Below are 20,217 nucleotides of genomic sequence, written 5' to 3'. Positions count from 1 at the left end.
CCGACGCGGGGGTCTCGGAACCCCGGATCGGCGGTCAACTGAACGTGCAGGCATGACTCCACTTTAGCCGGTGGGCGGCCCCCGGTAGTCGGCTAGGGCGCTTTCCTGGCATGCTTAGAGGCGATGAGTACCCAGTCAGCTTCCCCGATCAACGGCCCCGTGACCCCGCAAAACGCCGGAACGACGGACATTCCTACCCTCATGGCCAACGCCACGAAGACATTCGCGGCACTCCCGCCCGCAATTATGGAACTCGGCACGATTTTTGACCAGGCCGGGGAGGAACTCGCGCTCGTTGGTGGACCGGTGCGCGATGCTTTCCTGGGTGTGACTCCGCACGACTTTGACATGACGACCTCCGCGCGTCCCGAGCGCACCGAGGAACTGCTGGCCCAGTGGGGCAACGCGACATGGGACATCGGCAAGGAGTTCGGCACGATCGGCGGGCGCCGCGGCGACGTGGTCGTTGAAGTGACGACGTATCGCACCGACGAGTACGAGATCGGGTCGCGCAAGCCTGAGGTGACCTTCGGCGACACGCTCGAAGGCGATCTGACGCGCCGCGACTTTACGGTCAACGCGATGGCGATGCGCCTGCCGCAGATGGCCCTGGTCGACCCCTGCGGCGGCCTGGCGGACCTCGCGGACGGCAACCTGCGCACCCCCGTGTCCGCCGAGCAGTCCTTCGACGACGACCCGCTGCGCATCATGCGCGCCGCGCGCTTTAGCGCCCAGCTGGGCCTCGACGTGGACCTGGACGTCATGAACGCCATGGAAACCATGGCCTCGCGCCTGGAGATCGTGTCCGCTGAGCGCATCCGCGCCGAACTCGAGCGCCTCATCATCTCGCCCTACCCGCGCCGCGGCATCGAGCTGATGGTGCACACGGGCGTCGCCGATATCGTCCTGCCCGAGGTCGCTGCACTGGTCTCCACGGTTGACGAGCACAAGCGCCACAAGGACGTCTACGAGCACACCCTCACCGTCGTCGAGCAGGCCATGGACCTGGAGACCGGCCCGGACGGCCCCGTGCCCGCCCCCGATTTCGTCCTGCGCTTCGCGGCACTCATGCACGACGTCGGCAAGCCGGCGACCCGCCGCTTCGAGAAGAACGGCACCGTGTCCTTCCACCACCACGAGATCGTGGGCGCGAAGATGACGCGCAAGCGCATGAAGGCCCTGCACTTCGACAAGGCGACAATCGAGGCCGTGTCCACGCTGGTCGCGCTACACCTGCGTTTCCACGGCTACGGCGAGGCCGCATGGTCCGACTCCGCAGTGCGCCGCTACGTGGCCGACGCGGGCGACCTCCTCGAACGCCTCCACCGCCTCACGCGCGCCGACTGCACGACCCGCAACCGTCGCAAGGCCAACTTCCTGTCGGCGGCCTACGACGACCTCGAGGCCCGTATCGCCGCCCTGCGCGAACAGGAGGAACTCGACGCGATCCGCCCCGACCTCGACGGTGACCAGATCATGGACATCCTGGGGCTTCGCCCCTCGCGCGCCGTCAAGATCGCCCGCGACTACCTGCTGGAGCTGCGCATGGAGCGCGGACCGCTGGGCGAGGAGGCAGCCCGCGAGGCACTCCTAGCGTGGTGGGCCTCCGACGACGTGCGCGCCCTGGCCGAGGAATACCAGGCGCAGCAAGCCCGCTGGGAAGCAAAGGTCGCCGAAAAGAAGGCCCGTAAGGCCGCCGCGAAGGCCGCCCGACAGGCCCAGGACTAGACCCCGCAGACCCCGCGCACAGCCCCGCCGAGACGTAAGTGCGCCGGTGGCGCGGCGGTGAGCGGCCTCGTCAGTGGAGCGGGCGCGACCATCCTCACGCCCGCGCGCGGTGCACCCCCACCTGCCACGGACGTACTCTGGTGACAACTGACCTATACGTTAGGAGAGTCACCGCATGAGCACGTTTACCCCCGAGAAGGCCTCCGCCGACATCGGCGTGTACGGCCTGGGAGTCATGGGCGCGAACCTCGCCCGCAACCTGGCTCGCAACGGCTACGCGACCGCCGTCTTTAACCGCACGCCCGCGCGCACCGACAAGCTCATGGCCGAGCACGGGGACGAGGCCACCTTCGTGCCCGCCTCCACGCTCGAGGACTTCGTCGCATCGCTTCGCACCCCGCGCGTCGCCATCATGATGGTCCAGGCCGGCCCCTCGACCGACGCCGTCATGGGCCAGCTCGCCGACCTCATGGACGAGGGCGACATCATCGTCGACTGCGGTAACTCCCTGTTCACCGACACGATCCGCCGCGAGAAGTGGGCCGCCGAGCGCGGCCTGCATTTCGTCGGCGCGGGCGTCTCTGGCGGCGAGGAGGGTGCCCTGTGGGGTCCCTCCATCATGCCCGGCGGCACCCCGGCCTCGTACGACCGCCTCGGCCCCATGTTCGAGGCCATCGCCGGCACCTACGACGGCGTGCCCTGCTGTACGTACATCGGCGCGAACGGCGCCGGCCACTTCGTGAAAATGGTGCACAACGGCATCGAGTACGCGGACATGCAGGTCATCGCCGAGGCCTACACCCTCCTGCGCGAGGGCCTGGGCGCGACGCCGGCCGAGATTGCCGACATTTTCGCCGCCTGGAACGAGGGCGAGCTCAACTCCTACCTCATGGAGATCACCGTCGAGGTCCTGCGCCAGGTGGACGCCGAAACCGGTCGTCCGCTCGTCGATCTCATCGTGGACGCCGCCTCCCAGAAGGGCACCGGTAAGTGGACGGTGCAGACCGCCCTCGACCTGGCCGTGCCCGTCACCGCTATCGGCGAGGCGACCTTCGCGCGCGGCGCATCCTCCGAGCCCGCCCAGCGCGCAGCCGGGCAGACGCTCGCGGGCAACGCCTCCGCGCTCATCATCGAATCGGACGAGGCCCGGGCTGCGTTCATCGAGGACGTGCGCCAGGCGCTCTTCGCCTCCAAGATCGTCGCCTACTCGCAGGGCTTCGACGAGATCGAGGCCGGGGCTTCCGAGTACGAGTGGGGCATCGACAAGGGTGCCCTGGCTCGCATCTGGCGCGCGGGCTGCATCATCCGCGCCGCCTTCCTCGACGACATCACCCGCGCCTACGAGGCCGACCCGGATCTGCCGCTGCTGCTGGCCGCAGAGCCGTTTGCGACCCGCTTCCAGGAGTGCACGCCCGCGCTGCGCCGCGTCGTGTCCCAGGCGGCCCTCGCCGGCGTTCCGATCCCCGTGTTCGCCTCGTCCCTGGCCTACTTCGACCAGATCCGCGCGACGCGCCTGCCTGCCGCCCTCATCCAGGGCCAGCGCGACTTCTTCGGCTCCCATACCTACCGCCGGGTAGACAAGGAGGGTGTGTTCCACACCCTGTGGGCGCTCGATGGTCGTCCCGAGGAACAGTGGTCCTGATCAGGGGGCACTGACGGAAAAACATCCGGGGGTGGGTACGCTATCACGCGCACCCACCCCCAACGTGTTTGTGCCCATTCCGTGGTGAACTTTCAGGAAACACGGTTAACCTAGAGGTACAACAATCCGCTGAAAGGGCGAACACGTGGCGACTAGCAACGGAAAGAACAACGGGAACGGCAACGTCGAACCGGGCAGCCAGAGCGCGTCCGGGCAGGAACACCTGCCCCCGCGTCGCCCGTCGCACTCTGCGCATGCCTCCGGCTCATCGACGAAGGCCGCCACGGCCTCGTCGAGTGACAAGAAGGGTCCCAAGAAGAAGCGTTTCCGCTGGGCCAAGCGCATCGGCTTTGGAATCCTGACCGTCTTCCTGGGATTTTTTATCATCGGCATGGCCGTGTTTCTGTACCTGTACAACACGCTCAGCGTGCCCGCGCCGGCTGACCTGGCGCTCGCGCAGAAGACGACCGTCTACTACGCGGACGGCACGACCGAGATGGGTAGCCTCGGCGAGATCAATAGGCAGATCATCGACACGACCAAGCTTCCCGACTACGTGTCCAAGGCGATCGTCGCCTCCGAGGACCGCACGTTCTACACGAACTCCGGCGTTGACGTCAAGGGTATCCTCCGCGCGCTCGTCAACAATCTGCGCGGCGGAGCACGGCAGGGTGCATCGACCCTCACTCAGCAGTACGTTGAGCGATACTTCGTCGGTAAGACCACGGATACCTACGGTGGCAAGCTCAAGGAATCCGTGCTCGCGCTCAAGATCAACCGTGAGAAGTCCAAGGACGAGGTCATCGGTGCCTACATGAACACGATCTACTTCGGTCGTGGTGCCTACGGCATCGACGCTGCTGCGCAGGCCTACTTCGGCCATGGTGCAACCGACCTGACCCTGTCCGAGGCCGCGCTGATCGCCGCGGTTATTCCCGCACCCTCCGCGTGGGACCCCGCCATCAGCCCCGGGAAGGCGAAGGAGCGCTGGGAGCGCGACCTGAATCTCATGGTGGAGGACGGCTGGATCACGCAGGCCCAGAGGGATGCGGCGGTGTTCCCCGAGACGATTGACCCCGACACGCTCAACAGCGAGTCCATGTCCGGCACCAATGGCTACCTGATGGCACAGGTTAAGTCCGAGCTGCTGGCCTCCGGCCAGTTCGATGAGGACAAGATCAGCCAGGGCGGCCTGCGCATCACCTCTACGATCGTCAAGGACTACCAGGATGAGGCCGTCGAGGCCGCCGAGTCCATGAACAAGATCCGTGGCTGGGATCCCAAGTATCAGCACGTCGCACTGTCCTCCATGGACCCGGCCACTGGTGAGATCTTCGCTGAGTACGCGGGTCCGGATTTCGACGAGCGTCAGCAGAATGCGGTCACGCAGGACATCGCGATGGCGGGCTCGTCTTTCAAGCCCTTCGCCCTGCTGGCCAATGCGCGCCTGGGAGGCTCGGTGTATGACATCTATTCGGGTAAGTCGCCGCAGTACTTCGAAGGCCTGGATACGGCCGTCGCGAACGATGGTGGCTATTCCTTCGACAACGTGACGCTGGTGCGTGCAACCGAGTATTCGATGAATACGGCCTACGTGGCCCTTAACGACGACGTGGGGCCTAAGAACACCCTCCAGGCCGCGGTCGACGCGGGTATTCCCGAGGATACGTTTGGCCTGACCGATGAACTTCTGAACGTCCTGGGTTCGGCGTCCCCGCACAACATCGACTTGGCGACCGCTTACTCGACGATCGCGAACGGTGGCGAGCGCGTCAGCGCACACATCGTCAAGAAGGTCGAGGATTCCCGCAACAAGCTGCTCTTCAGCGGCGACGTGGATCCAGTCCGTGTGTTCGATGTCGAAGAGGTGTCGTCCATCATGCCGGCCCTCGAGGCCGTCACGAAGGGCGACGGTACCGCGAACAATGTCGACCAGGCGATTGATCGCCTGGTGACGGCGGGCAAGACCGGTACGTCTTCCGACCAGTTGTCGGCGCAGTTCATTGGTTTCGTGCCCGGCATGGTCACGGCCGTGTCCATGTACCAGTCGGATGAACTCGGTAACTCGGTGCCCCTGGACGACGTTGGTGGTCTCGACCAGTTCCATGGCGGCGACTGGCCGGTGGACGTGTGGATCAAGTACATGAAGCCTGTGACGAAGAATCTGCCGGGCAGCGACTTCACCTGGAAGGTCGATTCGAACCGTCCGGGTCAGAACTACTCGCCCATCCCGCTCCCCACCAGCACGATCGACACCCCGCAGTCTTCGAACGAGCCTGAGAACAATCCGATTCAGTCGGGAGTTCCCTCCGATGAGCCGACCAGGGATTCCAACAACGGGAACGGCAACGGAAACGGCAACGGGAACGGAAACGGCAACGGGAACGGAAACGGCAACGGGAACGGCAACGGGAACGGCGGCAACAACGGCGGCGGCAACAATGGTGGCGGCAACGGTGGAAACAACGGCGGCGGCAACAATGGTGGCGGCAACGGTGGAAACAACGGCGGCGGCAACAACGGTGGCGGCAACGGTGGAAACCACGGTGGCGGCAACGGCAATAACAACGGCGGCGCTAACGGTGGAAACAACGGCGGCGGCAACATTCGATGAGACTGCTACTGCCGCGTAGGTAGTCGCATAGTGCGGGCCCCGAGGAGATCCTCGGGGCCCGCACTCGTACCTGTCGGAGGCCTGTGGGAAGAGCGGGGGGTTATCTATCCGGTCCTGCGGTCGCTCGCTCAGGGTTCTTCTCTGAGCGGGGAGTGCGGGGTATCTCTCCTCTGGCCTCGATCCACTTCGACACCTCCTACACCCTTAAATGCGAAGAGCCGCTAATCGGGTGGTTGGCTACTTGGTGGCTGCGTCGGAGCAGAGCGTGCCGGGAGCTTCACGGCCCTGAGAACAGGGAATCTCCACAGTCGATGTACTTGCCCTTACAATCAGATGTTTCCGCGCGAGCACAATGAAAAGTGCGTGTGTGCGAGCGAGGTAGGCAAGGGTTGTGTCTTTTTTGGAGATTCCTTCCGTCTATCTAAGACATGCGCAACAAGTGGAAGGCACGGGGACCGAATTCCTCGAAGAAGACCGACGTTCTTGAATCCAGTCAGGACATCGTACACCAGAGCGCCATGTCGCTGGTGCCGGAGGTGTTGTATCCCGAGATGGGTATCAATGAGGTCGAGCAGGCTGCGGCCAGGCAGGTGCGGGCAGGGTGTCATGACGTTGACACGGTCAATGACCCTGGTCTGCCCGACAGGACTCAGGACAGTTGGGTCAAACTGCACTGCGCCCTGCTCAAGAAGCGCCTGATCAAAGCGCTGTCCATTGACTCGGATTTGCGCGCCAACTCGTTGGCTGAGGAGGACAAGGCGCAGGCGAAGGTAGCTAACCTGGAGGCCAAAGAAGAGCGGATCGTCGCCAATATTAACGAGACCGAAGCGCGCGTGATCGAAAAGAAAGGGCGAGACGGACTTGCTGAAGCGCGCACCTTGTCGCGATGGCGGCGGTGGCGGTCTTATGCCGTGCTTTTGGTGATCCTGTTCGCTGAGATTGCATTCGATTACAGTGCGCTGGGTGTTCTTAACGCGGATATGTTCTCTACCCTGTTGATCGCTCTCTTGTTGGCGTGTATTCCTTTGATGTCAGCACATACGGCTGGGGAAATGCACGCGCTGCACCGCGTTCGCATGGCTGTGTTCCTGGATGTTGTCACGATCCTTCTCGCAAGCAGTACCGCAGCTCTATTGGCTTATTTGCGTAGTTCTCATCTGAGTGAAGAACAGAGCCAGAATGCTGCAACGTCATCCCAATATTTGTATCGACTGTTTGAGAATACGGGGGGATTGAGTGATGGCGGAATGAACTTGCCTGTAGTGACGATCGTGTTGTTCGTCGTATCGTTCCTATTGCCGATCAGTTTTACCGCAGTGTTAGCAGCGGGTTACGAACCTCTGTACGACGAGCTGTTGAAGTATCGTGGCCAGCTCAAGAAGATTCACAAGAGCCTCGAGGCAGCGCGCGAGAAGGAAGTTTCCATTCGTCGTCGCTGTGAGTCGCTGCTCGCCAAGGAAGATCTGTACGAGCTGGAGACGGCGGCGGACATCGATGCGGTCCAGCCTTGTGCGGAAGAACGGAGTCGCCGATACGACATTGCCCTCTTGGAGGATATGGGGGCACCCGATGCGACGTCGGCGGTCGCGGATACGTATCGCGATCAGGATCCCCAAATTATCACTCCTAGTCCCCTGAGGGCGGTGTAAAACCATGATTCGCCTGTGGGAGTGGGTATGGAAGCGCAGGCACCCGGATCCTCCCGGTCCCGCATGTCTGGTGTGTGACGACGTTCCCATGACCCTGTGTCCTTCCTGCAAGGGTAACTGGAGAGCAACTGGATGCGGCGTCTGTCTCCTGGGATGGCTGTGTCCGATCCACGAGAATCACTGGCTTCCGTAGAGGCATTCCGAAACTAACGAATCGAAAGGAGGTGAATACCGTGGCGACCAAGATTGGGTCCGCACGCAGGACGGGTACGTACACTGAGGCCCACCGCTGCCGGAGCTGTGGCCGTGCGTTCTGGGCCAACAGTAGTTGGAACTACGTGACCGTTGTCTGCCCGCACTGCATGGCGCAGAACTAGTCCGTGAGTGATCGTGGCCGGGCATCCCCTGCCGGGGTGCCCGGCCACCTCGTTTCGATCTCACATGTTGGATATTGGTGTGATTATTCGGAGAAGCGTCTTCCGTCTCTTATCAGTATGAGAAACACACACATTCGGCGCATGCGCCGATACATCACCACTGTCCTGTCCATCGTCGTCTGTTCCATCGTTGGTCTAACCTTGTCGGCCTGCGACGATAGCGCCAATTCTGGTGCGAATAGCGGTTCCGTTGCGATTATTGCATCGAATCGCTCCAACCAGCAGAGCTTTGACCTCCTGTCCTCCGAGCAGATCACCTCCGCGATCGACGACCACATGGGCAGCACCTTCTACATCATTAGCGCTGACGGGGTCCCGCGCCTGGTCGTCAGCATTGATTCGACCAGCAAGGCGCGGAACAGTAACGCTCGAAAAAAGGAGCGGCGAACCTACGAGGTTTCTGTTCTGGCGGCCATGCTGACCCCCGCAGAAAAGCCTGAGTCGGATATGTTGTCCGCGCTGTCCCTCGCGGCGAGTTCGTTGGCTCATGGGTCTGGTGATCGTACGATCCTGGTTGTGGATTCCGGTGTGTCTACGGCTGGTGCAATGGCCTTCCAGAATACGGGTCTGCTTGAACCACATGCTGACGTCGACGCGATGATCGAGCGCATGCGCAGTGCTGGCACACTGCCCGACTTGACGGGTGTGACCGTCCGTTGGTTTGGCCTTGGTAGCGTCGAGGAACCTCAGCCACTTCTCGACACGGCGGCAAAAAACCGTCTCAAGAGCCTGTGGACGAAGCTGATTGCAGCGGCCAACGGAGAAGTAGTCTTCGATGATGCGCCGATGATGAAGGTTACCGGCGACGATCTGCCGGCTGTTCCTGAGGTAACTCCCGTTCCGGTAGGCGCTTTCGAATTGGGCGCGGCACCGTCCCTTGAGGTGTCCTTGCCGGATACCGAGGTCGGTTTCGAGGCAGACGTCGACGTGCTGCGTAACGAGGAGGTTGTGAAGTCTCGCATTCAGGAGGCTGCTGCGCAGATTCGAAGCAGTGGTGTGAGCGAGGTGCGCGTCACCGGCTGTACGAGTTCGTGGGGAACCGCGGAGCATCGGCAGGACTTGTCTGAACGGCGAGCGGAGGTCGTTGCAGGTCTCCTCGAGAACAACGGAGTAAAAGTGACATCTATCACAGGTCTTGGTTATGAGTGCCCGCATCAGGTCGTCGACACCAATGCAGATGGAACTCCCATCGAAGAACTGATGGCTGTCAACAGGCGCGTCATCATCCAAGCACCTTGATTTTCTGCAGAAAACACCCGTAATCAGATGCGTGCCCCCGGGGGTTGTATCCCCGGGGGCACGCGCGTGCTTTCTGTTGATCGCCACCCTTCCAATCCCTGTGCGGAGCGCCCAGGAGAGACGAGGGAACTTCCCCTCCCGACTGGAAGGACGATCATGAACAAGTACATCATTACCGCGCGGGAGATTGAGCGGATGCTGAACCTGGCCGCGATGGAGGAGGCGGGATGTCTACCTCGGGCAGGCAAGGAAGAGTTGAACGAGCTGGTTGCGCGCGTTCAAGAAGTGGTCGATGAGCTCGATGCACGTTGGAAGGAAATCAAGCGCATCAAGGAGGCCGCTAAGAGCGACAAGGAGGATTCTAAGAGTGAGGAGAGTAAAGCCCGGCGCTTCGACTACTCGCTGCAAGAACGCGCTGCAACGTTCTGGATGTGCCCGTTGGTTGATGACGAGGGAAAGTCTGTGCAGATGGTGCTCGTTGTCAAGAAGGAACAGGTTGATCAGATGCGCCGACTCGGTTTCACTATGAATGGATCCGTGATTCCGGTGCGTTGCTACGAGTTTTACTCGAAGATGATGACGGCGATGTGGAAGAGGGGATTTTACCCTCGTAGGATGGCCCACAACGGTGGTACCTGCGGGTGTCAGAATCCCAGCATTTTCTGGAAGTTGATGAACGATGAGTCGTGGAAGGGGTTTAAGGGGGTCCAAGAGTCCCAGAGTGATTGCGAGGGTCCCTTTTACACTGTGTGGGTACAATGGGTGTGTAAGCTCAATCGTGAATATGCGGCGTCTGAAGACGCTACTACAAAATTCTTCAATTCTTCCAAGTCATCGATGATCTCTGATTGGGGTCGCGAGGTTCGCAAGTCCCTGGAGCTTCATACGAGGCCACAGGACCTGGTGAAAAATGTGAAAGTTGATGATCCTCGCCTGACGCCGATTGTCCGTGAGCTGGCATACAAGGTTGGTGGCGTTAAGCCCAGACGTTGGGATATTGAGTTCGATAAGGTGTGCAATAGCCTGTCTGAGGATGATAAGTGGCTCGAGGCAGTAGGTATGTCGAACGATGATCTTCCGGGGATTCGCGCTGCTGTGCGTAACGGTATCAGTGAGCTGCGGGCCACCAGTCCGAAGTTCAATGAGCACATCTGGAGCAACCTCTTCATTCATGGGATGAAGGAGGAGAATGTGTCCCGGTACTACGACAAGAGTCGCGACTCGATTAACGAGCGGCAGTTGTCCATTGAACAGGGAAACGATGACGACGTTGAACTGGGAAACGACGACGACGTTGAACTGGGAAACGATGACGACAGCGGGGATGAATGCGACGAGGGTCTCGGACAATCTGATTTCTTTGAGGGTGACGCTAGTGATGAGCAGGAACTCGGCACCTTGATCAGGGAACTGATGAGGGCGACGTACGTGGGTGCCTTGCTGAAGCGGGCCGGAAAGAAGGAGTCGCGCAAGCGGGCCTTTGTTACTGGCGTCGAGGCAGTGATGGGAGCAGGTGAGGAATCACGCCAGGAAGCTCTCCTCCTGTGGGATCAAGCAATGGCTGATGAGGAGCGCAAGAAGGAGCTTGAAGCGTACTGGGAAAAGTGGGAGCAAGAAGTGGAGAAGGAGAAGGAGTTGCGCAAGGCTAAGCGTGCTCGGCGCGGTAGCCGCGCAAAGCGCGCGGCACGCGCCTGACACATAGGTTGCTCGGGACTCGCCAACAGGCGAGTCCCGAGCCTTGTTGTCATTGAGTCAGGGCAGTGTTGTCATTGATCTAGATTCATGTGGAATCCTCCCTTCTCTCCACTATCGAGCCGGTATGCGCCCGGTGTCAGGGTGAGTAGCTGTGTAAAGATCGACGTTTCTATTTCTCGGTGAAGGCGTCGGGCCCCGTCTGGCCATGTGGCTGCCTGCCGCAGCATGCGCTCGCGCGCCCCATCGCTGATACGTAGCTGATAGCCGATCTGCGCCGATGTCTCGATCGCGTGGGCGAGACAGTCATCGAGAATCGCTCCGAGTCTGATGTCATCGAGGGTATTCATAACGACGACGGCATCGAGGCGGTTGTAGACCTCGGGAGGCATTGAGTCCCTGACTGACTTGTGTGTCGCGTGAAGGGGATCCACGCGTTCTCCGAATCCGGTAGGATTCCTCGTCATCTCTTCCGCGCCGATGTTCGCCGTGAGAATCACGTCCAAACCCCGACAATCGACTGTTCGCCCAGAAAAGTCGGTGAGTGTCCCGCTGCCGAGAAGCTCCAGCAAGAGGGGCATCCATATGGCGGGGCTTGCCTTTTCGACCTCGTCAAAGAGAAGAACTCCTCTGGGGGTCTCCTGAATCCTCGTTGTGAGCCATCCGTTCCTTTCCTGACTGCCGACGTATCCCGGAGGCGCTCCCAGGAGCGTCGCGCTGAGATGATCGGAGTTGAGTGCCGCCATGTCGACGCGAATCAGTTGATCGGTGCCCAGGAACGAGGCTAGCTGCTGTGCCAGGAGAGTCTTCCCTGTGCCTGTGGTTCCCGTCAGTAAGACCGCGCTCGATACCCTGTCTGCTCGCATGCGAAGGCCGTTGCGCCCCAGGCACACCTGTTGAGCGAGCGTGTGGATGGCCTCGTCCTGTCCCCTGACCGTTTTGCGCAGGTGTTCGACGAGGCTGCTGAGGTGGGGGCTGCCTGATCGGGAGGATTCGGGCGATTTGACGAGGTCCTGGCCGTGCATGGAGGCCCTAGCTGACCATAGATCGAGCAGGTGTGTGCCGAGGAGAGGCTGGGCCTGGTCTCGTCCGTGTGGGACGGCGTCGGCCGCCGCGTCGATCGTCTCGGAGGGAATCGTCACCCCGTGGAAGGTTTCGAGTTCTTTTGCTTCACGAAGCAGGTGGGTGCGGATCTCGTGGTGGCATACCGAATGGGCCATGTGGATGACGGTCGTCCCGGCGGGTAGGCTCTCATCACGCTCTTCGCTGCACAGTTCCTCCCACTCGCTGTGAGGAATCACGATGATCAGGGGAAGGCCCTCTTCTGTGGCAACATGCCACAGAGGCTTCGTCATGCTGTCCGATTGCAGGTAGACGTCATGGGGTTCGAAGATCAGCGCAATGCGTCCCGGAATGGCGTGGATCGCTTGGATTGCGTCGGCGCGCTTCGCGTTTTTTCGGATCAGCAGCGCCGCAGAGGTTCGAACATGACGCTCCTGGGTGAGGGTTTGTGCAGTGTCGGCGATTCTTCGCGCAATGTCGAGCACCGAGGCCTCGTCGGGGATGATAAGTGCGAGGCTTGAGGGTGAGCGTGTGAGGACGTGTTCCGTCGTCGCTGTCAACCAGGAAGGGGAATCGGTGGCGGATGATTCACCGGGAATAAGGATGATGGAGTTGGAGGAATCTTTGTGTCTGTCCATACTATGAGTAGACGGAAGCGATACCTCCCGAATCACCACTTACTCCCAGAGGCCAGCACCCTCCTCTGGTTTGGTTGGTCTCATAATTGAAGGCTTTTGGAAGGCTGCGACCAGCTCGCATAGCCACGGGAAGCTATGGGGAGTCTCTGGCGGTGTCCATGAGTACTCGTCGATGCTGTTCTCGCTGAGGCGGCATTCGCGAATGCGTGCCGAGGCTCCATCAAGGGCATGCTCTTGGTCCTCCTCGATGGCGTAGCATTCGCTGGGGTGTGCTACGGGGCCGGGGTCATCCACAGAAACCACGTCTATCGAGGTGGGGCGTCCGGGTACCTGTCCAGAACCTTCCATCTTTGTTCTTTCAGCGTTGAGATGGAGAGGGAAGACTATGGGTTCAGCGGTGTCCTCCCATGTGATGCGCGCATATGCGAGCTCGGGTTCCACCCCTTCAGGAAATGCCTCAACGAGGGGCGCGCTGACTGTCACCACAAATCCGTTGCCCTGCGTATACCTTGAGACGCATTGCGCGCGTTGTGCGGGATCGAACAGGCAATGGGTGTTCTTCATCCAATCGATGACGGTTTCCCATGATGCACCCTGGGTGTCGAAACTACCTTGTTGCTGGTCGCTGGAGCCTGCGGCTAACGCCAAATCATCCTCAGCGATGTCGGGGGGACAGCCGAGCTCGAAGGGGACGATGTAGAAGACGTTTGCGGGCGTGCTCTCGACGAGTTGGTGCGCCTCCAATTCCTCATCAAGTGTGTTGAGTGCTTCAGTGGCGATTGCCAGTGCGGTGGGATCTTCGAGGCAAGCGTCGTATTCCTCGTCGGACGCGAGGTCGAAGAATCGGCGGAGGATTTCCAGGACGAGGGGGCGATATCGCGGAGCAATACGCTCGCGTGTGTCAAAGATGAGTGCGGCGTCGTCGAATCGGAGACTGGTGACGGTAGCAATGAGGGGGGAATTGCCGAGCAAGGGACGAAGGAACGAGTCTGCGGCGAGGGCAACCAGTTCGAGGTCGGTGAGGAAAGTGCTGGTTGCTGGGATTGCCTCGTATCCGAGGTCTGTGTGGGTTTGGGGGGACGACTCGTCCTCGTCTTCGATGGGAATTTCTCTTGTGGCTGGCCAGTAGCGTCGGATCCACAGCCCTTCTGCATAACGGGCCATTGCGCGTAGGTGATCTGTGGCGAGGTCAGACAGGGTGAGGGGGATGGTTCTCGGTTGCGGCGAAGGGACTGTGAGCGTATCGAAGAAGATGTCAGCCGCGTCTTCGCCGAACAGGGCATCTACCCAGGTGGGCAGCTTAGCCTCGTCGAAGACCATGGTGAAGTCGGGTAGCGGGAGCCGCTCGGTTGTGTGGGGAACGTTGATCGTGGTGGTGATCAACATGGTGCCGCCATCGAGTTCGATGGGAACGGTATACAACGACTCTGTGAGGGGTCGTTGTGTTGTGCCGATGGTTGGGCGACCGTCTGTCGATTGGCCGGTATGTAGGGTGCATGAGTTAGACATTGTGGTCCTTTTGAAGCTGTTGAACGGCTCTCATGAATCCGTCCATTCCCTGTGACAACATTGCCTTGTGGGCACGTGAATTGTGAGTTTCTGTCAGTGTGAGAGCGTCATCCCATGCTGTGGCGAGCCGTTCGCGGGCTTCGGGCTGTTCCTGCGAAGGGCATGTCACGTATACGGCAGCTGAGCGAAAAAGCTGGTCTAACTGTGAGCCAACTCCCTCTGGATCGTTGTTCTGTCGCAACTGCTTGAGTGTTTCCAGGTTCTGATCGGGGGTGTAGGTGCTGGTGTTATTGGCGTTGCGAGCGGGTGTGGAATCGGCCCTATCTAATTTGAACCTATGACGTACGATGAGTTTGACAAATTGATCAATTGTAATCGACATGAATGCGCCGAAATTTTCCAGATTATACGCTTCCGTTCCCTTGAGTTCGTTGAAATGCAGGCGCCTCCATACGTGTTTAACGAATCCGGAATCCACATACTCTGTGATTGGGAAATTCGTAACGTTTAGCTCCTTTCGGGTCTCGGGGTCCATTTCTCCATCTTTCACCTGTTGGATTCTGTACACCTGCTTGTCCCATTGCCTCAGGAACTTGCTGGCGATTGATAGAGCCGATGGAGGGTTTCCTTTTTCCTTCTCTTGAGTTCCTTTTTTCTTTTCTTTAGTGTCGTGCGGTTTTGCCTCAATGTAGTGGCTGATAATAGGGCCAAATCGGCATGCTGCGGCCAGGCACAGAAGCGACTTGACGTTGGTCAGCCCACACCAGGTGGAGGCAAGATCGGCGCTAGCGTCCAGTAGATCATCCACCTTCTCCCAGTACGTGGGAAGAGTCTTGTTTTGAAGTGCGTGTCCGATCCTCTCCTGCAAGGATTCGTTGAGTGGGGCAGGTAGGAACACAGTGGAACGAACATCTGGTGACAACCCACCCGCGTGTTTCGCCTTTGGGGGGCAGGCGAGCGAACTGGTCTCGACCTTTTCGGTCAGACCCGATCTTTCAGTCCCCGCGATGGTGGCCAAGTAGATCTGAAGAGGAGTGGGATCTGACTGGAGCATGACCCACTGGCTCTCCCAGTGAGCATCGTTGACCATCGTCAATTGACAGTCGGATTGATCGGTGAAGTACGTGACGAAATGATGGATCGGCTGCTCGATTGCGCGGGGATGATCCGGCAGATGCCGCCACTGGCGCTCGATCCGCACGTTCAACTCTTCCTCTCGTTCGTCAATACGCTTATCGACATCTGCTTTTGAGAAGGTGGGAGCAGTGCGCATGATGTGGGCGTACACGTCAGAGAAGTCCTCGATGTCATCTGGCCACGGGACGATCTCAACGCCATCTTGCGGCTCTTTAAGGGCGTGGAACACGCTGGTGATGATTCGCCGTTTCTGATCGTCTTTTCGTACACTTTTGTCATGAGGTATTTCAGTGAGCCAGTAGGCATACAGGCAATCTGACCAGATCATGATACGTACGATTAGGTGTCGCGCATCATAAATCCCGTGGATGATGTACTCACCATGTTCCTTGTTTAGACGTGTATCTGCTTTGACGAGCATTTTCTGTGTCAGTCCATCAGGAAGTTGGCCCAGTACTGGGGGCAAGATAGAACGACGAAAGCTAGTCCTGAGGGTGTCCCTCTTCGCGTCAAACCAGGTGTCTATCGAAGCATGATGGTCGAGCTTCAGTATGAGGCACCGTTCCTGGTACTGCGGGAGGATGCTCGCCTTGAAGATGCGAGTGACGACGTCTTCCAGGCGTGGGTCTCTTTTCGGCCAGGACTCGTAGATCGTGGGGTATTCCTTGGTATCAGGATGGCGTTCGATCATCGGTGACCTCCGGCAGATGAAACTACACGAATAGTAGCAGCCCCACTGCCCCGACTGTGATCGGGTGGAGGGGGACAAGCCCCCACCACCCGAGTTTCACGCCTTCCCGCTGCCCTTGCAGGCGTCGCAGACGACGTAGGCCTTGACGTAAACGGACCACGATCGTCCGGTGCCAAGGCACCACTTGCACGGTTTCTGCTGAGCCATCATCAACCTCCTTTCTGCTGACATCATGAATAGACGGAAGGGAGGGCGGAATAACACGCAGTGGGTGACCTGTACTCATATTGAGGCGTGTTGTTCCGTCTCTATAGATTGGCGTGAAGTATCACGACTGTCATCGGTGGACAGCGAGTGGAAGGAGCTGTTGTGAACACGGAATCTGAGTGGCCGCACAGGGGCGACAGGCCTGAGATTGAGACGTCCCACCATCTGGAACCCAAGGTCTGGCGTCTGCGTCAGTTGCGGCGCACAGAGGACTCTGAAGAGGTCGCTCAGGTCGTTACGAATCGTCTACTGGCTCTGATCCAGGCACAGCCAGCGGATGCCAGCGTGTCGATTACCTGGCGGGGGGACGCCGATGGCCTGGTTTCTATTGAGCTGGAGGCGACGGGCGTGGGAGCATCCTTCGGGTCAGACCTGGCCTGGGTTGGCCGCAACGTACACGAATGGGAGTCGGCCGAGGTATCCCAGGCCTCGTGCCCCGCGCACGTGTGTGAGGTTCTCGCGGCCCTCCCGCCCAAGGAGGACTGCGCCAGAGGAGGCTCTTCGCTCTGGTCGTCTCGCATAGCCGAGCGGCTACCTGTGGGTGAGCTGATGCCAACGTGGCCCTTCCCGAAGCCATCAGATTCGCAGCTTCTCCTGGGGATTCTCAACGAAGTCGGTGGATACGTGAAAGTGCGTCTTGCTAACGCCAGTCCTTTGGAGGCCGCGATGGTGGAGGAGATCTTTACCTCTACTGAGCGTCTCCGTGCCGGCGGCGAGGTCGGCTCGTACCTGGGTAGGCCTATGCGGCTGCGTGTCTTTCTCGGGTCGGACGATCTTCAGGGCATTCCCGCTCGCCTGTGGATCGCGATGCGCGACTGGGTGAATGGCGCGCGGCGTCGGGACGTGGACGAGTGCGTCGCGCAGAGCGTGTGGAGTGGGCTGGATGCTCTGGTCGGTGCGGCTCAGCCCGAGGGACTGGTGCGGGCGTTCGCGCGACTTCCTCTGGCAGGCACGAGCGCGCGGGTTATCGGTGTCCCCGTCGCGGAAGCCGTGATCGACAGTGTTCCTCTGTCTGACCAGGCGATGGTGTGCGAGGTCGGGGGAATGCGCGTGGGGGCCGCGATCACTGCGACGGGTGCGATGAGCGATGTCCAGTTGAGTGTTGAAGGGTCCTTGCAGCACCTTCAGATTGTTGGGGGTTCGGGGACCGGGAAGTCGACGCTCGCGGCGTCCCTAGTCCATTCGTTCGCGATGTCAGGTAGAGGAGGTATTGTTTTGGACCCCCACGGGCAATTGGTGCGTCGCATCGCGGACGAGCTGCCCGAGGAGGCGCTGGATCGTTGCCTGTTTATCGACTGCGCGGATGCGGCGCATCCTGTGCCCGTGAACTTGTTTCATTGCGGGGACTTTGACACGGTGTGTTCGGAGTTTCTCGAGATGCTCTACCTGATCCTGGATCCGAAGCGAACCGGCATTGTTGGGCCGCGTTTCGAGCGTATTTTCCGCCAGCTCGCCTCGGCGTTGCACTATCTGTTTGGTGCGGATCTTCCGATCACGCTGATTCCGCTACTGCTCACCGACGAGGGGCTGCTGAAGCTTGTCATGGAGTCTGTCTGGGAGGTTGATCCGGTTCTGGCAAAAAGCATCCGGAAGGAGCTGCTCGGAAATAAATCCAGTGACTTTGCTGAGGTGATTGCCTGGTCGGCTTCGAAGTTTGAAAGGCTCGTGCGTCATCCCGTGATGCGAGGTGTGCTGGGGACGGGGGCTGATGCCCTGGATATTCGTGAGGTCATGGCATCTAACGGGATCGTGCTCGTGGACTTATCGGCGCCTCGGATTGGTCGAGATCAGGCGCAGATGCTGGGAATGATGTGGCTGAGCAAAATTGCGCTGGCTATGCCGGAGCGTTGCCCGGGCGATAAGCCGTTCCACGTCGTGGTTGACGAGGCTCACCTGTTCCAGGAGTCGCTGTTGAGCGAGATGCTGGCGGAGGGACGCAAGTTTGGACTGGCATTGGCGCTGGCACACCAGCACATGGGGCAGCTCACCCCGAGCTTGCGTGACGCGTTGGATGGCAATGCCTCTTCGGTGATCGCGTTCAGGACGTCGATTTGTGACGCGATCGAGGTCGCGGAGCGTTTGGGGACCTGGTCGGGCGGGTCGTTGAGCAGGCTTCCGAACCTGAGCGCGGCGGCGACGCTGGCGACGCGGCACGGTCAGACACAGGCGTTCACGCTGCTGGTGGATCACAATGAGCAGGTGCAACGCGGGTCCATCAATGGTGCTCCGGTCGTTCACGGCTTGGAGCGTGTGTGCGCCCAGTCGCGCGCCCGCCTGATGGATCCGTTTGCAGGGATACAGCCCAAGCAGGCCGAGGACGTGGTACGTCATGCCCGTGAGCATCAGAGGAGCGCGGGGGGTGCGCCGGTTTCCGATAGCGGGTATGGCTCTGATCGGGGTACCCGCTCCTATTTGGAGGAGTGGCTCGAGAAGCGCGCACAGAACTCAGATGTGGCTGCATCCGATCGGTCCTGATGTGGTGCCTGGTGATTCCTACCGGTAGTGGGCGCGGGGGCGGTCTGCGATTGTGGGGTGCTGGTAGAGGGGCGTGGCGCGTGGGTGGGGCAGGACGAGGTTGGGGCCGGGCGTTCGGGTGAGGGATTCGTCTGGTTCTGGGGTGGAGTTGGGCACCATTGTGAGTAGGGGATCATCGCTGTTGCGGGCCGCGGGCATGGCGGCGAGGGAGCCGACCATACGCCATTTGGCAACCAGTTCGGCCACGAGGGGGGCGTCGCCCAGGCGTGCGGCGATGTCGAGGGCTTGGTTCATGGAGGGTTGGGCGCGGTTGGTGATCCAGGCGCGTCGTTTGGCGGGGGAGGAGAGCTGGTAGCGGTATTCGTCGTTGAGTAGGGCTGTGGGCAGGGCGTGTGTGAGTGCTTGGGTGAGGAGGTCTTTCTGGTGTTTGGTGTTGGTGGTTGTATTGGCTTTGGCCTGGAGGACGGCGGCGTAGGTGAAGTGTGCTCTGTGTGTGTCAGTTTGGTTGATGTTGGTGCATAGGTCGAGTGCTGCGTTGGCGTGAATATGTGCGAGGAAGTGGTCGCCGGTGATCAGGTGGGTGTGGGTGAGAGAGAGGAGGATGTTGAGGCGTTGGGTTGCTGTTTCGGATTTGTTGGTGTGGGTGAGGATGTCGAGTGCGTTGTCTAGGGTTTTGAGGGTGTCGGTGGTGCGGTTGGGCATGTGGGATAGGCAGTTGGCCAGATGTTGGAGGCAGGTAGCGTGTTCGATGGGTGTGTTGGTGTGTTTGTACAGGGTGAGTGCTTGGTGGTAGTAGGTTTCGGCGTCGGCTAGGTGTCCAAGGTGTGTGGTGATGAGGCCTTGTTGGGTGAGGCAGTGGGCTTGGTCGATGTCGCTGTCGGTGAGGGTTTTGTACAGGGTGAGTGCTTGGTGGTAGAGAGTGAGTGCTTCGCGTAGGTGTCCGTCGCCTTTTGTGGTGAGGATGGAAGCTAGGTTGCGCAGGCAAGAAGCGTGTACCTGTTCCGTCCCGTCGATGCTCTCGCAGAGCTGGATTGCTTGCCGATACAACGGCTCAGTCTCAACACTCCTACCCAGATTGTGTAAGGTATTGGCGAGGTTGAACAGGCAGGTGACCTGTTCATTCTCGGTTCCAGGGATCGTCTGGTAGAGGGTGAGTGCTTGGCGGTAGAGGGGCTCGGCTTGGGCTGGCTTGCCTAGATCGCGCAGTGTGGTGGCGAGGTTGAACAGGCAGTCGGCCTGGTTGCGTTCAGTTTTTGGAGCCGTCTGGTAGAGGGTGAGTGCTTGGCGGTAGAGGGGCTCGGCATCGGCTGGCTTGCCCATGTGCGTGAGGGCGGTGGCGAGGTTGTGTAGGCAGTCGGCCTGGTTGCGTTCAGTTTTTGGAGCCGTCTGGTAGAGGGTGAGTGCTTGGCGGTAGAGGGGCTCGGCATCGGCTGGCTT

The 20,217-nt window shown here is 60.2% G+C and carries 11 protein-coding genes; 7 read left to right on the top strand and 4 right to left on the bottom strand.

What is annotated here, in order from left to right; translation table 11 throughout:
• Positions 1–201: 201 nt before the first annotated feature.
• From HMPREF1136_RS04055 to HMPREF1136_RS04030, 6 genes are all read left to right on the top strand, one after another.
• Positions 202–1,728, top strand: a complete 1,527-nt coding sequence (locus HMPREF1136_RS04055; protein ID WP_009648050.1) for a CCA tRNA nucleotidyltransferase — start codon at positions 202–204, stop codon at positions 1,726–1,728.
• 175 nt (positions 1,729–1,903) lie between these two features.
• Positions 1,904–3,370 carry an NADP-dependent phosphogluconate dehydrogenase gene (gene gndA / locus HMPREF1136_RS04050; RefSeq protein WP_009648058.1) on the top strand — a complete coding sequence of 489 codons (1,467 nt, stop codon included), beginning with the start codon at positions 1,904–1,906 and terminating at the stop codon, positions 3,368–3,370.
• Positions 3,371–3,515: 145 nt separating this feature from the next.
• Positions 3,516–5,984, top strand: a complete 2,469-nt coding sequence (locus HMPREF1136_RS04045) for a transglycosylase domain-containing protein (RefSeq protein ID WP_009648066.1) — start codon at positions 3,516–3,518, stop codon at positions 5,982–5,984.
• A gap of 428 nt (positions 5,985–6,412) precedes the next feature.
• Complete coding sequence (locus tag HMPREF1136_RS04040; protein ID WP_009648051.1) at positions 6,413–7,633, top strand: hypothetical protein; 1,221 nt, start codon at positions 6,413–6,415, stop codon at positions 7,631–7,633.
• A gap of 380 nt (positions 7,634–8,013) precedes the next feature.
• Positions 8,014–9,309, top strand: a complete 1,296-nt coding sequence (locus HMPREF1136_RS04035; RefSeq protein ID WP_156791837.1) for an OmpA family protein — start codon at positions 8,014–8,016, stop codon at positions 9,307–9,309.
• A gap of 156 nt (positions 9,310–9,465) precedes the next feature.
• Complete coding sequence (locus tag HMPREF1136_RS04030; protein ID WP_009648060.1) at positions 9,466–11,004, top strand: hypothetical protein; 1,539 nt, start codon at positions 9,466–9,468, stop codon at positions 11,002–11,004.
• A 71-nt stretch (positions 11,005–11,075) separates the two neighbouring features.
• On the opposite strand, the gene HMPREF1136_RS10275 is transcribed toward HMPREF1136_RS04030, so the two are convergent.
• The 3 genes from HMPREF1136_RS10275 to HMPREF1136_RS04015 all read right to left on the bottom strand — a co-directional run bounded on the left by HMPREF1136_RS10275 (position 11,076) and on the right by HMPREF1136_RS04015 (position 16,038).
• Positions 11,076–12,356, bottom strand: a complete 1,281-nt coding sequence (locus tag HMPREF1136_RS10275; RefSeq protein ID WP_198002808.1) for an AAA family ATPase — start codon at positions 12,354–12,356, stop codon at positions 11,076–11,078.
• Positions 12,357–12,740: 384 nt separating this feature from the next.
• Entirely contained in the window at positions 12,741–14,210 is a 1,470-nt protein-coding gene (locus tag HMPREF1136_RS04020) for a hypothetical protein (protein ID WP_156791836.1), read from the bottom strand.
• Positions 14,203–16,038: a hypothetical protein gene (locus HMPREF1136_RS04015; RefSeq protein WP_009648059.1), complete on the bottom strand. Its 1,836-nt coding sequence runs from the start codon at positions 16,036–16,038 to the stop codon at positions 14,203–14,205. Before HMPREF1136_RS04015 ends, HMPREF1136_RS04020 begins: the two co-directional genes overlap by 8 nt.
• A gap of 933 nt (positions 16,039–16,971) precedes the next feature.
• Between HMPREF1136_RS04015 and HMPREF1136_RS04010 the strand changes: the two genes are divergently transcribed.
• Complete coding sequence (locus HMPREF1136_RS04010) at positions 16,972–18,780, top strand: type IV secretory system conjugative DNA transfer family protein (protein ID WP_232204171.1); 1,809 nt, start codon at positions 16,972–16,974, stop codon at positions 18,778–18,780.
• An 18-nt stretch (positions 18,781–18,798) separates the two neighbouring features.
• Here HMPREF1136_RS04010 and HMPREF1136_RS10270 read toward each other — a convergent pair.
• Positions 18,799–20,217: tetratricopeptide repeat protein (locus HMPREF1136_RS10270; RefSeq protein WP_009648065.1), on the bottom strand; the 1,419-nt coding region annotated here is incomplete at its 5' end.

Origin of the sequence: Actinomyces sp. ICM47 (assembly GCF_000278725.1) — a bacterium.
Classification (GTDB): Bacteria; Actinomycetota; Actinomycetes; order Actinomycetales; family Actinomycetaceae; genus Pauljensenia.
Note: the sequence above shows the minus strand (reverse complement) of the source record. Positions and strands in the feature narration are given on the sequence as shown.